Origin of the sequence: Bradyrhizobium brasilense, from assembly GCF_029714345.1 — a bacterium.
GTDB lineage: Bacteria > Pseudomonadota > Alphaproteobacteria > Rhizobiales > Xanthobacteraceae > Bradyrhizobium > Bradyrhizobium australafricanum.
On sequence record NZ_CP121669.1, the window covers coordinates 2,181,340 to 2,197,802 of the forward strand.

The 16,463-nt window shown below is 65.3% G+C and carries 15 protein-coding genes; 8 read left to right on the forward strand and 7 right to left on the reverse strand.

Features of this window, described 5'->3' with window-relative positions:
- Positions 1-10 precede the first annotated feature (10 nt).
- The gene (locus QA635_RS10055; protein ID WP_283068627.1) at positions 11-991 is read left to right on the forward strand and encodes a PDR/VanB family oxidoreductase; all 981 of its coding nucleotides are present in this window, start codon (positions 11-13) and stop codon (positions 989-991) included.
- Between the two features lie 31 nt (positions 992-1,022).
- On the opposite strand, the gene QA635_RS10060 is transcribed toward QA635_RS10055, so the two are convergent.
- Positions 1,023-2,984 carry a putative bifunctional diguanylate cyclase/phosphodiesterase gene (locus QA635_RS10060; protein ID WP_283068628.1) on the reverse strand — a complete coding sequence of 654 codons (1,962 nt, stop codon included), beginning with the start codon at positions 2,982-2,984 and terminating at the stop codon, positions 1,023-1,025.
- A gap of 266 nt (positions 2,985-3,250) precedes the next feature.
- On the opposite strand from QA635_RS10060, the gene QA635_RS10065 reads away from it, so the two are divergent.
- The 3 genes from QA635_RS10065 to QA635_RS10075 are packed head-to-tail and all read left to right on the forward strand — an operon-like array spanning position 3,251 to position 7,510.
- Complete coding sequence (locus QA635_RS10065) at positions 3,251-4,246, forward strand: VOC family protein (protein ID WP_283068630.1); 996 nt, start codon at positions 3,251-3,253, stop codon at positions 4,244-4,246.
- A 1-nt stretch (position 4,247) separates the two neighbouring features.
- Entirely contained in the window at positions 4,248-5,837 is a 1,590-nt protein-coding gene (gene mhpA / locus QA635_RS10070) for a bifunctional 3-(3-hydroxy-phenyl)propionate/3-hydroxycinnamic acid hydroxylase MhpA (RefSeq protein ID WP_283068631.1), read from the forward strand.
- A 59-nt stretch (positions 5,838-5,896) separates the two neighbouring features.
- Positions 5,897-7,510: a GMC family oxidoreductase gene (locus tag QA635_RS10075; protein WP_283068633.1), complete on the forward strand. Its 1,614-nt coding sequence runs from the start codon at positions 5,897-5,899 to the stop codon at positions 7,508-7,510.
- Between the two features lie 153 nt (positions 7,511-7,663).
- Here QA635_RS10075 and hemE read toward each other — a convergent pair whose 3' ends face one another.
- Complete coding sequence (gene hemE, locus QA635_RS10080) at positions 7,664-8,710, reverse strand: uroporphyrinogen decarboxylase (RefSeq protein WP_283068634.1); 1,047 nt, start codon at positions 8,708-8,710, stop codon at positions 7,664-7,666.
- A 123-nt stretch (positions 8,711-8,833) separates the two neighbouring features.
- On the opposite strand from hemE, the gene QA635_RS10085 reads away from it, so the two are divergent.
- Positions 8,834-9,019, forward strand: a complete 186-nt coding sequence (locus QA635_RS10085; RefSeq protein ID WP_028333252.1) for a hypothetical protein — start codon at positions 8,834-8,836, stop codon at positions 9,017-9,019.
- Positions 9,020-9,143: 124 nt separating this feature from the next.
- Here QA635_RS10085 and QA635_RS10090 read toward each other — a convergent pair whose 3' ends face one another.
- From QA635_RS10090 to QA635_RS10100, 3 genes are all read right to left on the reverse strand, one after another.
- Positions 9,144-9,431, reverse strand: coding sequence for a PilZ domain-containing protein (locus QA635_RS10090; protein ID WP_245288617.1), 288 nt, complete (start codon positions 9,429-9,431; stop codon positions 9,144-9,146).
- 152 nt (positions 9,432-9,583) lie between these two features.
- Complete coding sequence (locus tag QA635_RS10095) at positions 9,584-11,254, reverse strand: pilus assembly protein TadG-related protein (protein WP_283068638.1); 1,671 nt, start codon at positions 11,252-11,254, stop codon at positions 9,584-9,586.
- A 1-nt stretch (position 11,255) separates the two neighbouring features.
- Complete coding sequence (locus QA635_RS10100; protein WP_283068639.1) at positions 11,256-11,669, reverse strand: TadE/TadG family type IV pilus assembly protein; 414 nt, start codon at positions 11,667-11,669, stop codon at positions 11,256-11,258.
- Between the two features lie 381 nt (positions 11,670-12,050).
- Here QA635_RS10100 and QA635_RS10105 point away from each other — a divergent pair, with 381 nt between their 5' ends.
- Positions 12,051-12,938, forward strand: coding sequence for a LysR family transcriptional regulator (locus tag QA635_RS10105; protein ID WP_283068640.1), 888 nt, complete (start codon positions 12,051-12,053; stop codon positions 12,936-12,938).
- Positions 12,939-12,967: 29 nt separating this feature from the next.
- On the opposite strand, the gene QA635_RS10110 is transcribed toward QA635_RS10105, so the two are convergent.
- Together QA635_RS10110 and trhO are read right to left on the reverse strand one after the other, a co-directional pair.
- Positions 12,968-13,183 (reverse strand): SlyX family protein, encoded by a 216-nt coding sequence (locus tag QA635_RS10110; RefSeq protein WP_028333247.1) that lies wholly within the window; start codon positions 13,181-13,183, stop codon positions 12,968-12,970.
- Positions 13,176-13,967, reverse strand: a complete 792-nt coding sequence (gene trhO, locus QA635_RS10115; protein WP_283068642.1) for an oxygen-dependent tRNA uridine(34) hydroxylase TrhO — start codon at positions 13,965-13,967, stop codon at positions 13,176-13,178. The genes QA635_RS10110 and trhO overlap by 8 nt, the downstream gene beginning before the upstream one ends.
- A 181-nt stretch (positions 13,968-14,148) precedes the next feature.
- Here trhO and ggt point away from each other — a divergent pair, with 181 nt between their 5' ends.
- Positions 14,149-15,735: a gamma-glutamyltransferase gene (ggt, locus tag QA635_RS10120; RefSeq protein ID WP_283068644.1), complete on the forward strand. Its 1,587-nt coding sequence runs from the start codon at positions 14,149-14,151 to the stop codon at positions 15,733-15,735.
- Positions 15,736-15,998: 263 nt separating this feature from the next.
- Positions 15,999-16,457: an FKBP-type peptidyl-prolyl cis-trans isomerase gene (locus tag QA635_RS10125; RefSeq protein WP_028333243.1), complete on the forward strand. Its 459-nt coding sequence runs from the start codon at positions 15,999-16,001 to the stop codon at positions 16,455-16,457.
- Positions 16,458-16,463 lie beyond the last annotated feature (6 nt).

Consider the following 16,463-nt stretch of genomic DNA (forward strand, 5'->3'; position numbering starts at 1 on the left):
GGAGAGCGCCATGCGATTCATCGAGACCTGGACATCCGCCACGCTGCTCGCCGTGCGCGACCTCGCGCCCGGCATCCGTGAATTCCTGCTGCGGCCGGATAACTTTACGGGTGCGCCCTATCCGGTCGGCAGCCATATCGATGTCGGCGTCACCATCGATGGCCAGCCGCAGACCCGCTCCTATTCGCTGGTCGGCGAAGCCGATCCGCAGGGCTACCGGATCGCAGTTCGGCGCGCAGCGGATTCCCGCGGCGGCTCGCGCTACATGTGGTCGCTCGCGCCGGGCGTGCGGCTCACCATCACGCTGCCGAGCTCGCTGGTGCAGCTCGACTGGACGCGGCGGCAGTATTGTCTGATCGCGGGCGGCATCGGCATCACGCCGATCGTCGGTGCGGCACAGGCGCTGACCCGCCGCGACGCCGGCGTGACGCTGCACTATGCCGTGCGCACGCGCGGCGATGCGGTCTATCTCGAACCGCTTGAGCGTGCGCTCGGCGACCGCCTCACCGTTCATGCCGGCGACGAAGGCAGGCGGCTCGACCTCGGCGGCGTCTTTGCGGCGCTGCCGCAGGACACGATGACGCTGTTCTGCGGCCCGATGCGGATGCTGGACGCGGCGCGGCGCGCCTGGGAGGCATCCGGCCGCCCGCTCTCCGATTTGCGCTACGAGACCTTTGGATCGAGCGGGCTGCTGCCGAGCGAGCCGTTCCGCGTGCGGCTCAGTGGTGAAGGGACCGAGTTCGTCATCCCGCGCGACCGGTCGATGCTGGACGTGCTCAACGAAGCCGGTCATGAGGTGATGAGTGACTGCCGGCGCGGTGAATGCGGGGTCTGCGCACTCGATGTGGTCGATGTCGACGGCGAGATCGATCATCGCGACGTCTTCTTCAGTGACCATCAGAAGCGGGAGAGCCGCAAGATCTGCGCCTGCGTGTCGCGCGCCCGCGGCACCATCACGGTCGACACCCTGCATCGGTCGGACGCGCCTTGACGAGCCGGTCGGCGCGGACATTCGATCGGCGTTACGCCGCGTGCACCGAGTGCTGCGGATCGTGATCGAGCAGTGCGGAGATCTCGCTGCCTGACATCGGCCGCCCGATCAGATAGCCCTGGACCTCGTCGCAACTGGTCTGGCGCAGATATTCGAGCTGGTCCGCGGTCTCGACGCCTTCGGCCACGACGCCGATCTGCAGCTCCTGCGCGAGGCCGATCACCGATTTGACGATCGCGGCGCAGTCCGGCTGGGTCAGCATGTCCCGGATGAAGGATTGATCGATCTTGATGCGGCTGAACGGCAGCTTGCGCAGATAGGTCAGCGACGAGAAGCCGGTGCCGAAATCGTCAAGCGCGACCGTCAGGCCGAGCTCGAGCAGCGCGTGCAGGATCGCGGGCGCCGATCCGTATTTCGAGATCAGCATCGACTCGGTGATCTCGATCTCGAGACGGTTCGGCGCGACATTCGCCTCGGCCAGCGCGTCGACGATCGTCTGCAGGATGCCGACGTTCTGGAATTGGACCGCGGAGAAATTGACCGCGATCCGGATGTCGTCCGGCCAGTGCGACAGCATCGTGCAGGCGCGGCGGATCACCCACTCGCCGAGCTGGTGGATCAGTCCGCTTTCCTCGGCGATCGGGATGAAGACGGTCGGCGGGATCAGGCCGCGCGTCGGATGCTGCCAGCGCAACAGGGCCTCGAAGCCGGTGACCCGGCCTTTGCGGATGTCGAGGAACGGCTGGTAGACGAGAAACAGCTCGTCCGCCTCGATCGCGTGCTCGAGATCCCGCTGCAGGGCGCGGCGGTCGCGCGCCGACCGGTCGTCGCTGGCCTCGAAGAAGCAGATGGTGCCGGGTGCGGATTTCTTCGCCCGGTAAAGCGCGATGTCGACATGCTTGAGCAGGTCGTGGGACGTGCTGCCGTCCCGCGGCGCCAGCACGATGCCGATGCTGATCGTGCGGTTGACCTCCAGCCCATCGATCGGGAACGGCTCGGCAAAGGCCGCGACGAACCGTTCGGCGATCGCAAACGCATCCTCGGGCCGCGTCAGATTCGACATGATCAGCGCGAATTCGTCGCCGCCAATCCGTGCGACATGTTCGGCCGCGCGCGTGCAACGCTGCAGCCGGGCGGCCACCTGCACCAGGAACTCGTCGCCTGCCGGATGGCCGAACCTGTCGTTGACCTCCTTGAAGCGATCGAGATCGAGCAGCAGCACCGCGAATTCCTCGCCCGATCGCGCCAGCCGGTTCAGTGCGCCGTTGAGCGCTTCATTGAAGGCAACGCGGTTCGGCAGATGCGTCAGCGGATCCTGCCTCACCGTCCGTTCGGCTTCGTGCTGGGCGATGATCCGCCGCCTGAACTCGAACGCGTTGACGAACACGCCGCGCAGCAGCACCGAACCATAGACCAGCACCAGCACGGCCATCAGGAGGTAGACGAAATCGCCGTCCCGGCCGAGGCAGATCGCGGTGCCGACGAAGATCGGTGCGGTGAACGCAATCGCGGCGATCGGGATGGTGGAGAACGCGAAGGCGCCGCCGGCCAGCATTCCGGCGCACAGGCAGGTGATGACGAGCTGGGCGCCGCTCGATGCGTTCGCGAAGAAGGCGACGGGGACGACGCCCCAGGCCGTCCCGAGCGCCAGCGCATTGCGCACCAGCCGGTACATGGTTCGGCGCGACACGAATTGCGGCTTGGCGATGCGGCGTGATGCCCGCGCCTGCAGGCCGAAGAACAGCGCCGCGCTGCCCACCGCGGCCGCCCACACCAGCGCGAAGGCCCAGTCCGGCGATTGCCACAGCGCAATCGCCAGCACCAGCGCGTTGCAGGCGTTGGCCAGCATGATGCCGAAGGAATAGCCGAGCACCAGCGAGACCTGTTCGGCGCGGATGTGGCCGGCAAGCGCTTCATCCGCCGGCGGCGCACCGAAGGCCGCGAGGTCGCCCGCGAGCAGGGTCGCGAAATATGATCTCAGATGGGTACGCATCACTACGTTGCCTGCCCGGTTTGGCCATGGCGCCGTGGCGAAGAATTCTCTGCAAACCTTTGACAAACTATGAACTATTGGAACGGACCGGGCCGCGGCGGGCGCCTCCTTGGGTTCCACCGGCGGGCATTGCTAACAAATCGATACAAATGCGTGACGCGAGGTCACGGAGCGGCAAAGCCTGCCTGGAGCCGCGCTGCTTGATCGCCCGCGGGTTTTTCGCAATGAGTCGGGTTCCCGCGAACGGCAAAAACCAGAAGGTGCGCATGAGCCTCCCGATCACGAACCACGATCCCGGGTTCCGTATCACGCGGGCCAGCCATGTCGTCCTGACCGTTCGTGATCTTGCGGCGAGCCGGCAGTTCTACGAAAAGGTGATCGGGCTGATCCTGACCGCGGAGGAGGCCGGCGCACTCTATTTCCGCGGCGTCGAGGAGGCCTGTCATCACAGCCTTGTGTTGCGCAAAGGCGAGGGCGCCGCCTGCGCACGGCTCGGCCTGCGGGTCTTTCAGGATGGTGACCTCGAGCGGCTCAAGGCCTTTTTCGAAGCGCAGGGATGCCGGGCCGCCTGGGCCGAAGTGCCGCATCAGGGCCGCACCCTGCATGCGACCGATCCGGCCGGCACGCCGCTGGAGTTCTGCGCGACCATGCCGGTCGAGCCGCGCATGATCACCAAATTCACCCGCCATGCCGGCGGCTCGGCGCTGCGGCTCGATCACTACCAGGTCCTGACGCCGGAGGTGCGCAAGGCGTGCGAGTTCTACACCGCGGCAGGCTTCCGGCTCAGCGAATACATCGCGCCGGCTGATACCTTCGACCTGCGCGGCGTGTTCCTGCAGCGCAAGGGCAATCCGCACGACATCGTGTTCTTCAACGGTGCCGGACCGCGGCTGCATCATTTCGCGTTTCTCGCGCCCGAAGTTCATCATCTGCTCAACGCCTGCGATGTCGCCGGCGAGCTCGGCTATGGCGCGGCCGTCGAACGCGGCCCCGGGCGCCATGGGCCTGGACACGCGATGTATGTCTACATGCGCGATCCCGACGGGCATCGCGTCGAGCTGTTCAACACGCACTACCAGGTCATGGACATCGAGAACGAGCCGGTCGGCTGGGATCCGTCCGACCACACGATCTCGTTCCCGTGGGGGTTGCCGGCGCGGCAGGCCTGGTTCGAGGAGGCTACGCCGTTCGAAGGTGTCGCGATCCGCGAGCCGCAAATGAAGCCGAAGCCGCTGACGCTCGAGAGCTACCTCGCGACGTAGCATGTCAGTGCCAGCCGACAATCCCATCCATGACGTGGCCATCGTCGGCCTCGGGCCGGTCGGCGCCATCTTCGCCAATCTGCTCGCGAAGGCCGGCTTGAGGGTCGCAGTCATCGAGCGCGTTGCCGACATCTACGACAAGCCGCGCGCGATCACGCTCGATCACGAGGCGCTGCGCGTGCTGCAGGCGATCGGGCTCGGCGATTTCATGGAACAGGCGATCGCCCCGCATAACGGCTCGCACTATCTCGGCGTCGACGGCGAGATCATCAAGATCTTCGACCCGATGCCGCCGCCGTTCCCGCTCGGCTGGATTCCGAACGTGACCTTCGTGCAGCCGGACGTCGAGCAGGCGCTGCGCGACAAGCTCGCCGACTATCCGCATGCCGACATTTTCCTTGCGGCCACGGGCGTGGCGCTGCAGCAGGACGATGGCGCGGTGATGCTGACGGCGCGCCGCGAGTCCGGCGAGGCGTTCCTGATCCGCGCGCGCTATCTGGTCGGCTGCGACGGCGCCAACAGCTTCGTCCGCAAGCAGCTCGGCATCGGCCTCGACGACCTCGCCTTCGATGAATGGTGGATGGTGGTGGACACGCTGACCAACGATCCCGCCAAGCGGCCGGCCAGGAGCTTTCAGTATTGCTGGCCGTCGCGTCCCGGCACCTTCGTGCCGGGCCCGCGCAATTTGCGGCGCTGGGAGATCAAGTTGCTGCCCGGCGAGGCCCCCGAGGCGGCCGGCGCACCCGACAACGTCGTGAGGCTGCTCAAGGGTTTCACCGATATCTCGGACCTCACGATCTGGCGCTCGGCGGTCTATCGCTTTCACGCGCTGCTCGGCCGGCGCTGGCGCGACCGCCGCGTGCTGCTGATGGGCGATGCCGTGCACCAGACGCCACCATTCCTCGGGCAAGGGCTGTGCGCGGGTATCCGCGATGCGGTGAACCTGGCCTGGAAGTTGCGGCTGGTTCTTCGTGGCGACGCCGGCGATGCGCTGCTCGACAGTTACGAGATCGAGCGCAAGCCGCATGTCCGCGCCGTCGTCGCCAGCGCCAAGGAGTTCGGCAAGATCATCGGCGAGCTCGATCCGGTGGCCGCCGTCGAACGCGACATGCGGCTGCGCGCCGACCTGAAGGCCGGCAAGGCCGAAACCATCAGGCAGAAATTCATCCCCGATCTCGTCTCCGGCCTGATCGCGCGCGATGCCGCGCTTGCCGGGCGGCTGTTCGTGCAGCCGCATGTGCGCGCGCCGGATGGGCGGACGTGCCGGCTCGACGATCTGCTGCAGCCGGAATTCGCGATCGTGACGACGGCGGCGGAGCCGATGGCGTGGCTGTCGGATGCGTCCGTTGCCGCCTGGCAGCGTCTGTCAGGCGAGCGCGTCGTCATCGCCACATCAGGCGAAACTGCCGATCGAGGCGATATCCTGACCGTGGTCGAACGCGACGGTTTGTTCGCGGACTGGATGCGGCAGCATGACTCCGCGGCGGTCATCGTGCGGCCGGACCGCTACGTCTTCGGCGCCGCGCGCAATGCCGGCGAGCTCAGTATGCTTGTCGGGCAACTGCTCCAGAACCTCAGCGCAGGGCACTAGTCTTTTCAAGCCGCCGCTTTGTCTGTACCACCGGAAGAAAGAAATTCCGGGGGAAACCAGTGAACAACAATAGCGATGCGGCGGAGTATGATTACGTCATCGTCGGCGCCGGCTCGGCCGGTTGCGTGCTCGCCAACCGCCTGAGCGCTGACGGCAAGCACTCCGTGCTGCTGCTCGAGGCCGGACCGAAGGACAGCAACATCTGGATCCATGTTCCGCTCGGCTACGGCAAGCTGTTCAAGGAAAAATCCGTCAACTGGATGTACCAGACCGAGCCGGAGCCTGGCCTCAACGGCCGGCAGGTGTTCCAGCCGCGCGGCAAGGTGCTCGGCGGCTCCAGTTCGATCAACGGCCTGCTCTATGTGCGCGGCCAGCACGAGGACTATGACCGCTGGCGACAGCGTGGCAATGCCGGCTGGGGCTATGACGACGTCTTGCCCTATTTCCGGAAGGCGGAAGATCAGCAGCGCGGCTCCAACACATATCACGGCGCCGGCGGTCCGCTGCCGGTGTCGGATTGGCGGCATCATGATCCGCTGTCGGAGGCCTTCGTGCATGCCGCAGCCGAGGTCGGCATTCCCACCAATCCGGATTTCAACGGCGCGACCCAGGAGGGCGCGGGCTTCTTCCAGACCACGACGCGGCGCGGCCGGCGCGCCTCGACGGCGCGGTCCTATCTGCGGCCGGCGCTGACGCGCGGCAATCTTCATGTCGAGACCTCGGCGCTGGCGCAGCGCATCCTGTTCGACGGCAAGCGCGCGAGCGGCGTCGCCTACAAGCAAGGCGGTCAGTTGCGCAAGGCCAAGGCGCGCAGGGAGGTGCTGGTATCGAGCGGTGCGTACAACTCGCCGCAATTGTTGCAGCTTTCCGGCGTCGGCCCCGCCGATCTGTTGAAGCAGCACGGCATCGACATCGTGCTCGATGCGCCGGGCGTCGGCAACGATCTGCAGGATCACATGCAGGTCCGCATCGTCACGCGCTGCGCGCAGACCGTCACGCTGAACGACGTCATCAATCATCCCGTGCGCCGCGTCATGGCGGGCCTCCGCTACGCGGCGCTGCGCAAGGGGCCGTTGACGATCGCCGCCGGCACCTCCGGTGCGTTCTTCAAGACCAGCCCGCGGCTGGCCTCGCCCGACATCCAGATCCACTTCCTGCCGTTCTCGACCGACAAGATGGGCGAGCAGTTGCATCCGTTCTCGGGCTTCACGGCCTCGGTCTGCCAGCTGCGCCCGGAGAGCCGCGGTTCGCTGAAGATCAGGAGCGCGGACCCGGGCGTGCCGCCGGAAATCCGCATCAACTATCTGGCGACCGAGACCGATCGCCGCGCCTTCATCGACGGCATCCGCATCCTGCGCAAGATCCTGGCCGCGCCGGCGCTGAAATCCTATTCAGTGGGCGAGGTCGATCCTGGCGCCACGGTGGTCAGCGACGACGACCTGCTCGATTTCTGCCGGCGCACCGGCAGCACGGTCTATCATCCGACTTCGACCTGCCGGATGGGCAACGATCCGCTCGCGGTGGTCGACCAGCGGCTCAAGGTGCGCGGCATCGAAGGTCTGCGCGTGGTCGATGCGTCCGTCATGCCGGACCTGATGTCGGGCAATACCAATGCGCCGACGATCATGATCGCGGAGAAGGCGTCGGACATGATCCTGGAGGATGCGCGGTAGGACGTGATCCGTCATCCTGAGGAGCGCGTAGCGCGTCTCGAAGGATGCACGGCCCCGCTCTGACGGCTCGGAAAGCTCCGGGCCGTCGACCCTTCGAGACGCGCGCAAGAGCGCGCTCCTCAGGGTGACGGTGATAGAGTGGGCTACAAGGCCTCAGCCCTTATATGCGCGCACCCGTGCGACCATCTGCTCGACATGGGCGATCGGCGTCTCGGGGAGGATGCCGTGGCCGAGATTGAAGATCATCCGCCCCTTGCCGAAGTTCTCCAGCACCTCGTCCACCGCGCGGTCGAGCGCGGCGCCGCCGGCGATCAGGGCCAGCGGATCGAGATTGCCCTGCACCGCGACGCGGCTCTGCACGCGCTCGCGGATCATCGACGGCTCGGTGGCCCAATCGATCGAGACCGCATCGACGCCGGTTTGCTCGACATAGGCCGGCAGCATGCCTGCCGCGCCGCGCGGGAAGCCGATGATCCTGGCATCGGGGACCTGCTTGCGCACCCCGGCCACGATGCGCCGGGTCGGCTCGATCGCCCAGCGGGTGAACTCGCGCGGCGGCAGCACGCCGGCCCAGGTGTCGAAGATCTGCAGGCAGTCTGCGCCGGCCTTCAACTGGCCGACGAGATAGTGGATCGAGTTCTCGACCAGCACGTCGATAATCTTGGCGAACGCATCCGGATGGCGGTAGGCAAGCATCCGCGCGGGCGCCTGGTCCGGCGTGCCCTGTCCGGCCACCATATAGGTCGCGACCGTCCACGGCGCGCCGCAGAAGCCGATCAGCGCGATCTCGGGGGCGAGTTCGCGACGGACGCGGCGCAGTGCTTCAAAAACCGGCTCGAGCGTGTCGAAGTTGGCACGGGTCGCCAACGTCGCGATTTCGCCGGGCGTTGCCAGCGGATCGAGCCGGGGTCCTTCGCCGGCCTCGAAGCGCACCGAGCGGCCGAGCGCGTAGGGGATCACCAGGATGTCGGAGAAGATGATCGCGGCGTCGAAGTTGAACCGGCGGATCGGCTGCAGCGTGACCTCGGCGGCGAATTCGGGCGTGAAGCAAAGATCGAGGAAGCCGCCGGCCTTGGCGCGCAGCTCGCGATATTCCGGCAGATAGCGGCCGGCCTGCCGCATCATCCAGAGCGGCGGCGCGGCCTGCCGGTGGCCCGACAGCACGTCGATGAGCGGCTTCTTGGTGGGATCCTGGGGCACGCGGATGGTTCCTGATCACGGTCAAAATTTGCGCCCCTGATACACGCTGCAGCGCAATGGGCCAAGGCGGTTCTGGAACCCCCCTTTGCGCGGCCGCGTTGTCCCCCCGAATGGAGGGACGACATGGCCGACAAATTCGATCCTGCCCCGCACGACAAGCATGCCGAGAAGCCGCATGAAGCGCAGGCTGCCGACCGCAAGGCTCGCACCCGGCTGAAGGAGGGGCTCGAGGATACCTTCCCGGCCTCCGATCCGGTCAGCGCCACGCAGCCCGCGCCCTCGAAGCACGACGGCAATCGGGACAATTAGCTAGTATATCCCAGCGGCTGCTAACCACGATGCCAAGTGAGTTCAACATGCGGCGACCTGCTCGCCGCGGAGCGATGGCTCGGAGCGACCGAGCCCGTCCGAGCACCCTGATTGCCGGGATAAACTAGACGGGGCCGCTTGCGGGGCGCTGCATCCGGTCAGATTCGAAGGTCACGCCGAGCCGCCGCTCCAGGCGCCAGGCCACTATGCAGTGCCGCCGGATCGGTTCGCTCTCGATCTCCAGTTCGAACGCGAGCGGGATTGCGACGTCGCTTTCCACGGCGAGCCCCGCGCCGCCGGTCGAGAGGTTGAGCACAAGACATCCGACACTGGTGTTGCGGAAGAAGATTGTCCCGCGCTTCAACAGGATCGTTCGTTGGCTGTCGGTCTTGTATCTTATCGTCGTGCTCACGGCAGTCTCCTACCCCCGATGTGATGCCCGTCGCGATCGCTCCCCTCAAGCGCGATGGTCGCGCTTTCGCTTCTTGTTTGAGCACCATCTCCGCGCAAACGTTTTGCGTTTGTCGCGAGGGAAAACCGCTTCGCGCGTTTCCGGATCATGCTCTAGTTCACCAGCACGGCGCCATCGCAGCGGATGCCCAGCACCCAAACGTCGACCTGGCCGAGCCCGATGCCGAGCGTCGCGAGCAGCGAGGCCAGCACCTGATCGACTGAACTCGTCACGCCGTTCAGGATGCTCATGACGAGCGCCCCCAATCCCGGGATCGGCAGCCCGAGCGGGCCGAGATTGATGGTCAGCGAGAGGTCGCCGAGCAGACTTCCTGTCAGCGATGAAAGGAAGTTGGTCGTCGTCACCGTCTTCTTGGTGCCCGACTGGATGTCGCTGTAACTGAAATTGACGTTGGTCGGCGTGGTGTTGCCCATGCCGGCATGGGCGAGGCCGGTGACGGTGGCGAGACCAAGGTTGACCAGCGTCGCCGGCGGCGGATTGGGCTTGGTCGTGAAGTTGGTCATGTCGGCGACCGTGACGTTGCCGATCCATGCATCGACGATCCCCGGCGTCACGCCGATCGTGACCTGCGAGGTGTTGATGTTGGGGTGGCCGCAGGACACCGCGTTGAGTGTCGCGGTGCCCGAGGCGACCTCGACATAGACCGGGAGATTGATCGCAGACACGGTGCCGGAGCCGAGCACATTGATCGTCGCCAGGATCCTGGTCTGCGCGGTGTGGACGCTCACACCCTGGGTGCCGATCGCGATCCAGCTCGAGCCGACCGGGCGCTCGCCGATCGTTGCGATCACGGAGACGTTGGCGATGCCGGGCAGGCCGAGATTGATCGAGGTCGCGATCTGATGGTTGCCGTTGGCGATCTGGGCCACCGTGGAAATCAGGTCGAACACCGAAACGCTGGCGCCGACCTTGGGTTTCTGTCCCACCGTGAGATTGGCGAAGGGACCGAGGTCGACCAGCGTGCCGGGCGAAATCTTGGTGGTGGAGCCGGTGACGGCCTGGGAGATCGTCGACAGCGCTGTGGTCGCCGCGTTGGCGCCGTTGGTGATCTGCTGGGTGGTCAGCGCGGACGCGACGATGTCGCCGACCTTGATGTTGCTGCTCAGCAGGTCGCTATAGGTGACGCCGGTCAGGTTGACCCGGGTCGCCAGTGCCGACAGGAAGTCCAGTGCGTCGATCTTCGCGCTGATCAGCGCATTGTAGTCCATCACCGAGAGCGACAGCGTGGTGCCGAGCATCGGGCCGAGCAGCGCATTGAGCGCGCCGCCGTTGACCGAGAGCAGCCTCGACCCGATCGCGAACGAGGCCATTTCGGTCGATGTCGCGGTGGCGGTTGTCTTGATGGTGAAGCTGCTCGCGCCGGTGAGGTACCGCGCGAAGTAGAGCGGGGTCTGGGTGTTCAGCGTGACCCGCGCGGCGTTGGGAGTGCCGACCGCCGGGGTCACGAAACGGGCCTGTGGCGCGATGGCGCTGTTTGCGGTGTAGGTTCCTGTCTCGACCTTGACCAGCGCACTGGCCGGGTACTTGTTCTGCGTCACCGTCGCGGTGGCGGCGTTGACCGGATTGTTCAGGTTGGCGGCGGCGACGATCGCGGCGAGATCGGCGGTGCTCTGCGTCTTGCGCCGGTCGGCGAAGATTGTGCCGAGATCGATGGCGAGCCCGGCGCACCCGATCAGGAGCGTCATCAGGCCGGCGCTGATCATCGCGAAGTTTCCTCGTTCGTCGGCGCCGAAGCGCCGCATCAGCATGAGGACGCCTCTCATCCTAGAATCCCCCGTACTGAATCGCCGCGGAGCGGACGATGGTGCTCGCCGGGGCGGGAACGAAGGGCAGCTTGTAGATAAAGTTGCCGGCCGCGTTGTAGTTGACCGTCACGACGTAGACGTTGGCATTCGATGGAGACGGCGCGGCATTGACCGTGAGATTGCTGGGGACGAGCAACGGATAGGTCGACGCGTTGGCGGTGACGTAGCTCGTCGCGAGGCTGTTGCGTTCGGTGTCGGTCATTCCCGCGATGGATGACCGCGCCGCTTCGGCGGCGAGTTGCTGAACGCCATGCACCATGGCGAGATACGAGCCGAAGACGATGATGCCGAAAATGAAGGCAAGAAACAGCGGCAGCATCAGCGCGAATTCGACGGCGGACGCGCCGCTTCGGCAGCGAAAAAACCTGGTCATTGCAACACACCTCGAAACGCCAACTACGACGTCACGTTGCGAGGCTTTGATTAAGGAAAACTATGAAAACGCTTCCGCGAATCAGCGGCGGCAATTCACACTTATCGGGTCAGTGAAACGTTATGGGGCGATCAGAATATTTGATGCGATATCCGCAAAAACCCGGGGTGTGGTGCGGTTGAGGTGCTGCAGCGTGTGGAGATGTAGTTGTTGGATACCGTGATATGCGGAGCAATGCACGTAACAATACATATGGCCTGCAATATCAGTGCCTTGTCGGGTAATTGTAGCTAAACGAAAGTGCAACCAAATGTTAGTATAGCCTGATGACATACTGTGGAGATTGGAATTGCGTCCCGTGCTGAGACTGGAGGGCTCGCGATGCATAGACCGCGTCAGCATTTGAATATTCCTACTGAAATCGTTCGCACCGTCGTTGCGATCGCGGAGACAGGCAGCCTGTCGAAAGCCGGGGAGCGTCTCGGCCTCAGCCAGCCGGCGATCAGTTCGCAGGTCAAGCGCCTGCAAAGCCTGATTGGCGGCGCACTCTTCGTCAGAACCGCAAACGGCACCACGACCACCGAGCTCGGCAAGGTCGCCGTGCAGCAGGCGAGGCGCATCCTCGAAGCCAACGATCAACTGCTTCGGCTCGGCGGCAATCATGAAGGACCCCAGCCGTTGCGGCTGGGAATCAGCACGATGCTCGCCGAGGAATTCCTGAAGCTGCATCCCTCCGATGCACTCGCCGACGTTCTGCTGCACGCCGACATGTCACCGGCCGTCATCAGGGGATTGATCGACGGCTACATCGACATCGCGTTCGTCTACAGCAATCCTTCGCAGGAGAACGAAGACGAGGTGACGATCGCGGCCGAAGCCGACGAGCGGTCGGTGTGGGTGCGATCGCGCGATTTTGTGCTGCGGCCGGGCGCCCCGATCCCGATCCTGGCCTGGCCCGGTGACGACTGGATGATCCGGACGCTCACCAAGCACAACATCACGTACAAGATCGTGTTCAGGAGCCCGAACCATCAGCTGCGACTGGAAGCCGCCCGGGCCGGATACGGCCTGACGGCGTGCCCCGAGCGAATGATCCCGTCTTCGCTGATCTCGGCGAAGGACTATTATCTTCCGGAGCTTCCGGTGCAGAAGCGCCTGCTGTGCGTTCGCCCTGGTCTCGAAGGCAGCCGCGCCACGGCGATGGTGCAGCGGTTGTCCGGCCTGTTCTTCAGCGGCGCGAAGCCGATGCGTCAGGTGAGCAACATGTAGCCGGTGCTGCCGCGGTCCGGCGGCACCGATCAATAATGCGGTGGGCGCTCGTTGGCGGGGCCGGGCGCTTGGCGTTCGGCCTCCTGAAGCCGGTCGCGCAACTCGGCGATCTGGCGCGTCAGCGCGTCGATCTGCTTCCATTGTGCCGTGATGGTCTGGTTCAGCGTCTCGATGGCCTCGTCCTGATAGGTCAGGCGAACCTCCAGCGCATCGATCCGCTCGCTCAGCTTGGCCGTGTCATTCATGGACGGCAGCCTCGCAGGGGGCACTCTCGCGCTCCGCGTCGCTCGAACGCGCACCCGCACGCTCGCGCAGGCCGTGGCCGAGCGCAACACGCTCGTCGAACACAAAACAGTCGCCGCGCCAGCGGCTGTCCTGCTGCGGCGTGTCCTCGAGATATTTCAGGATGCCGCCCTTGAGGTGATAGACCTCGGCAAAACCTTGCGCGAGCAGATAGGCGCTGGCCTTCTCGCAGCGGATGCCGCCGGTGCAGAACATCGCAATCCTGCGGTGTTTCGCCGGATCGAGGTTTCGCGCCGCAAATTCCTTGAATTGTCCAAAGCTCGCGATCCTGGGATCCACCGCGCCTTCGAACGTGCCCATCGCGACCTCGAACGCGTTGCGGGTATCGAGCACCATGATGTCAGGCGCGGCGATCAGCTCGTTCCAGGCGGCGGCATCGACATAAGTGCCGACCTGCCGCGTCGGATCGACCGTGGTGTCGCCGAGCGTGACGATCTCCTTCTTCAGCCGCACCTTGAGCCGCTGGAATGGCATCTGCGCGGCTTCGGAGAACTTCAGCTCGAGATTGTCGAGGCGGCCGCCGAACAGCGCTCCGTGCCTGAGCTCCGCAACGAAGTCATCGATGCCTTGGTCGGTGCCGGCAATGGTGCCGTTGATGCCCTCATGGGCGAGCAGCACGCTGCCCTTGAGATCGAGCCCGGCGCAGAACGTGCGCAGCGGCTCGCGCAGCGCACGGAAGTCGGGCAGCGCGGCGAACTGGTAGAAGGCGGCGACCTTGAAGGGCATCGCCGGGGTTTATCAGGCCGGCCAGGCCGGCGAAACCCGCAAAGCCATGCATTGTCGGGATAATTCCCCTGGCATGCCAGGCATTGCTCAGCCGGGGATGAGTGTGCCATGTACTTTGTACTCCCTTGGCATCATCCGCCGCAGCCGCATCAGACCATCACGATCAAGCGAGCACTCCGTTATGAGGAATTTCCATTTCGCCGGCCGTTCCACGGTCCACGCCCAGAACGCGATGGTGGCGACGTCGCATCCGGAAGCGGCGCTCGCGGCCATCGAGGTGATGCGCGAGGGCGGCACGGCCGCCGACGCGGCGGTTGCAGCCTGCGCGCTGCTCGGCGTTATCGAGCCGCAATCGACCGGCATCGGCGGCGACTGCTTCGCGCTGATCCAGCCGCGGGGAGAAGGCAAGATCACCGCCTATAACGGCAGCGGCCGGGCGCCGATGGCGGCGACCGCCGACTGGTATCTCGAGCGCAAGATCCATTCTGTGCCGCTGACCTCTGCACATGCGGTCAGCATTCCCGGCGCGGTCGATGCCTGGGACGTGATCCTGAAGGACCACGGCAAGTTCGGCTTCGACCGGCTGCTGCAGCCCGCGATCAAGGCCGCCGAAGAGGGCTACGTGGTCGCGCCGCGTATCGCCTTCGACTGGAAGAACGGCTTCGAGAAGCTGAAGAACGGCACCAACACCGAGCGCTATCTGTTGCCGCACGGCAAGCCTGCGGTTGCCGGCGACGTGATCCGCCAGCCCGAGCTCGGCAAGACGCTGCGCGCGATCGCGCAAAAGGGCCGCGACGCCTTCTATAGCGGCGAAATCGCCGCCGACATGGTCGACACGCTGCGCGGCATCGGCGGCCTGCACACGCTCGAGGATTTCGCCGCGCACTCGACCGAGGCGACCTCGCCGATCGGCACGATGTACAAGGGCTACGACGTCTGGCAGTGCCCGCCGAACGGCCCCGGCATCACCATGCTGGTCATGCTCAACATCCTGTCGCGCTTCGACCTGACCAAGTTCAAGCCGCTCAGCATCGAGCGCTTCCATCTCGAGGCCGAGGCGGCACGCATCGCCTACATGATGCGCGAGCAGCATATCGGCGATCCCCAGCACGTGCATGTCGACGTTGCCGGCATCCTCGCCAGGGAATTCGCCGAAGAGCACATCAAGAACATCCGGATGGACCGGCTGCTCGAACTGCCGAACCTCGCGCCGCCGATGAATCCGTCGACGGTCTACATCACGGTGGTCGACAAGGATCGCAACGTCTGCTCGTTCATCAATTCGATCGCGCATTCGTTCGGCTCGGCGATCGTCTCCAACAAGACCGGCGTCCTGCTGCAGAACCGCGCCGGCGGCTTCCGCATCCAGCCCGGACATCCGAATTGCATCGCACCGGGCAAGCGTCCGCTGCACACCATCATCCCGGCGCTGGTCACCAGGAACGGCCGTGCGCTGATGCCGTACGGCGTGATGGGCGGGCAGTACCAGCCGGTCGGCCAGACCCGTGTGCTGACCAACATGCTCGACTATGGCTGCGACATCCAGGAAGCCATCGATATGCCGCGCGGCCTGCACTACGAAGGCGTCTACCAGCTCGAGGACAGCGTACCGGCGGAGATCGTCGAAGGCCTGAAGAAGATCGGTCACAAGACCACCAGCGTGGTCGCGCCGCTCGGCGGTGGGCAGGGCATCTGGATCGATTGGGACAAGGGGACGCTGACCGGCGGCTCCGATCCGCGCAAGGACGGCTGCGCGCTCGGCTACTGATTGTCGCGGGCGATCAGGGGCCGCCGGAAACAAGGTGTTGTCGCGGGGATGGTGCTAGTCCTGCCCCGCGGAAGCCCGTCACCGGCATCACCTACTCATATCTGGCGGCGCAACTGATCGGTGATCTCATCGCGGGCGCGTCGTCGCCATTGATCGGTGATTTTGCGCTGGACCGCGACGGCGGCATGGCCGGTCACTGAAAAATGGCTAGGGATTCGACCCGCACTGGGCTAGAGACGGCCGTCCTTCACGAGAGGTGCAAGATGCGATCTTCCCGACGCACGATCATCAAGACTGCATTTGCCGGCCTTGCGGCGGCAGTCTCCACGTCCGTTGTCAGCGGGACGGCAACGGCCCAAACTGCAGGAAAGCCCATGACCACAGCTTCAGGCCTCCAGATCATCGACAGCAAGGTCGGCACCGGCGCCTCGCCGAAGACCGGCCAGACCTGCGTCATGCACTACACCGGCTGGCTCTACGAGAACGGCCAGAAGGGCAAGAAATTCGACTCCTCGGTCGACCGCAACGAGCCGTTCGAGTTTCCGATCGGCCAGGGTCACGTGATCAAGGGCTGGGACGAAGGCGTCGCCACCATGAAGGTCGGCGGCAAGCGCACCCTGATCATCCCGCCGAACCTCGGCTACGGCGCGCGCGGCGCCGGCGGCGTGATCCCGCCGAACGCCACGCTGATGTTCGACGTCGAACTGCTTGGCGTCAAATAAGCCGAT

Excerpts from the sequence above, each read along its gene's own strand:
- QA635_RS10105 (WP_283068640.1), top strand. The coding sequence starts at position 12,051 with ATGCATAGACCGCGTCAGCATTTGAATATTCCTACTGAAATCGTTCGC.
- trhO (WP_283068642.1), bottom strand. The coding sequence starts at position 13,967 with ATGCCCTTCAAGGTCGCCGCCTTCTACCAGTTCGCCGCGCTGCCCGAC.
- QA635_RS10065 (WP_283068630.1), top strand. The coding sequence starts at position 3,251 with ATGAGCCTCCCGATCACGAACCACGATCCCGGGTTCCGTATCACGCGG.
- QA635_RS10125 (WP_028333243.1), top strand. The coding sequence starts at position 15,999 with ATGCGATCTTCCCGACGCACGATCATCAAGACTGCATTTGCCGGCCTT.
- QA635_RS10095 (WP_283068638.1), bottom strand. The coding sequence starts at position 11,254 with ATGAGAGGCGTCCTCATGCTGATGCGGCGCTTCGGCGCCGACGAACGA.
- QA635_RS10060 (WP_283068628.1), bottom strand. The coding sequence starts at position 2,984 with ATGCGTACCCATCTGAGATCATATTTCGCGACCCTGCTCGCGGGCGAC.
- QA635_RS10055 (WP_283068627.1), top strand. The coding sequence starts at position 11 with ATGCGATTCATCGAGACCTGGACATCCGCCACGCTGCTCGCCGTGCGC.
- QA635_RS10110 (WP_028333247.1), bottom strand. The coding sequence starts at position 13,183 with ATGAATGACACGGCCAAGCTGAGCGAGCGGATCGATGCGCTGGAGGTT.
- ggt (WP_283068644.1), top strand. The coding sequence starts at position 14,149 with ATGAGGAATTTCCATTTCGCCGGCCGTTCCACGGTCCACGCCCAGAAC.
- mhpA (WP_283068631.1), top strand. The coding sequence starts at position 4,248 with ATGTCAGTGCCAGCCGACAATCCCATCCATGACGTGGCCATCGTCGGC.
- QA635_RS10100 (WP_283068639.1), bottom strand. The coding sequence starts at position 11,669 with ATGACCAGGTTTTTTCGCTGCCGAAGCGGCGCGTCCGCCGTCGAATTC.
- QA635_RS10085 (WP_028333252.1), top strand. The coding sequence starts at position 8,834 with ATGGCCGACAAATTCGATCCTGCCCCGCACGACAAGCATGCCGAGAAG.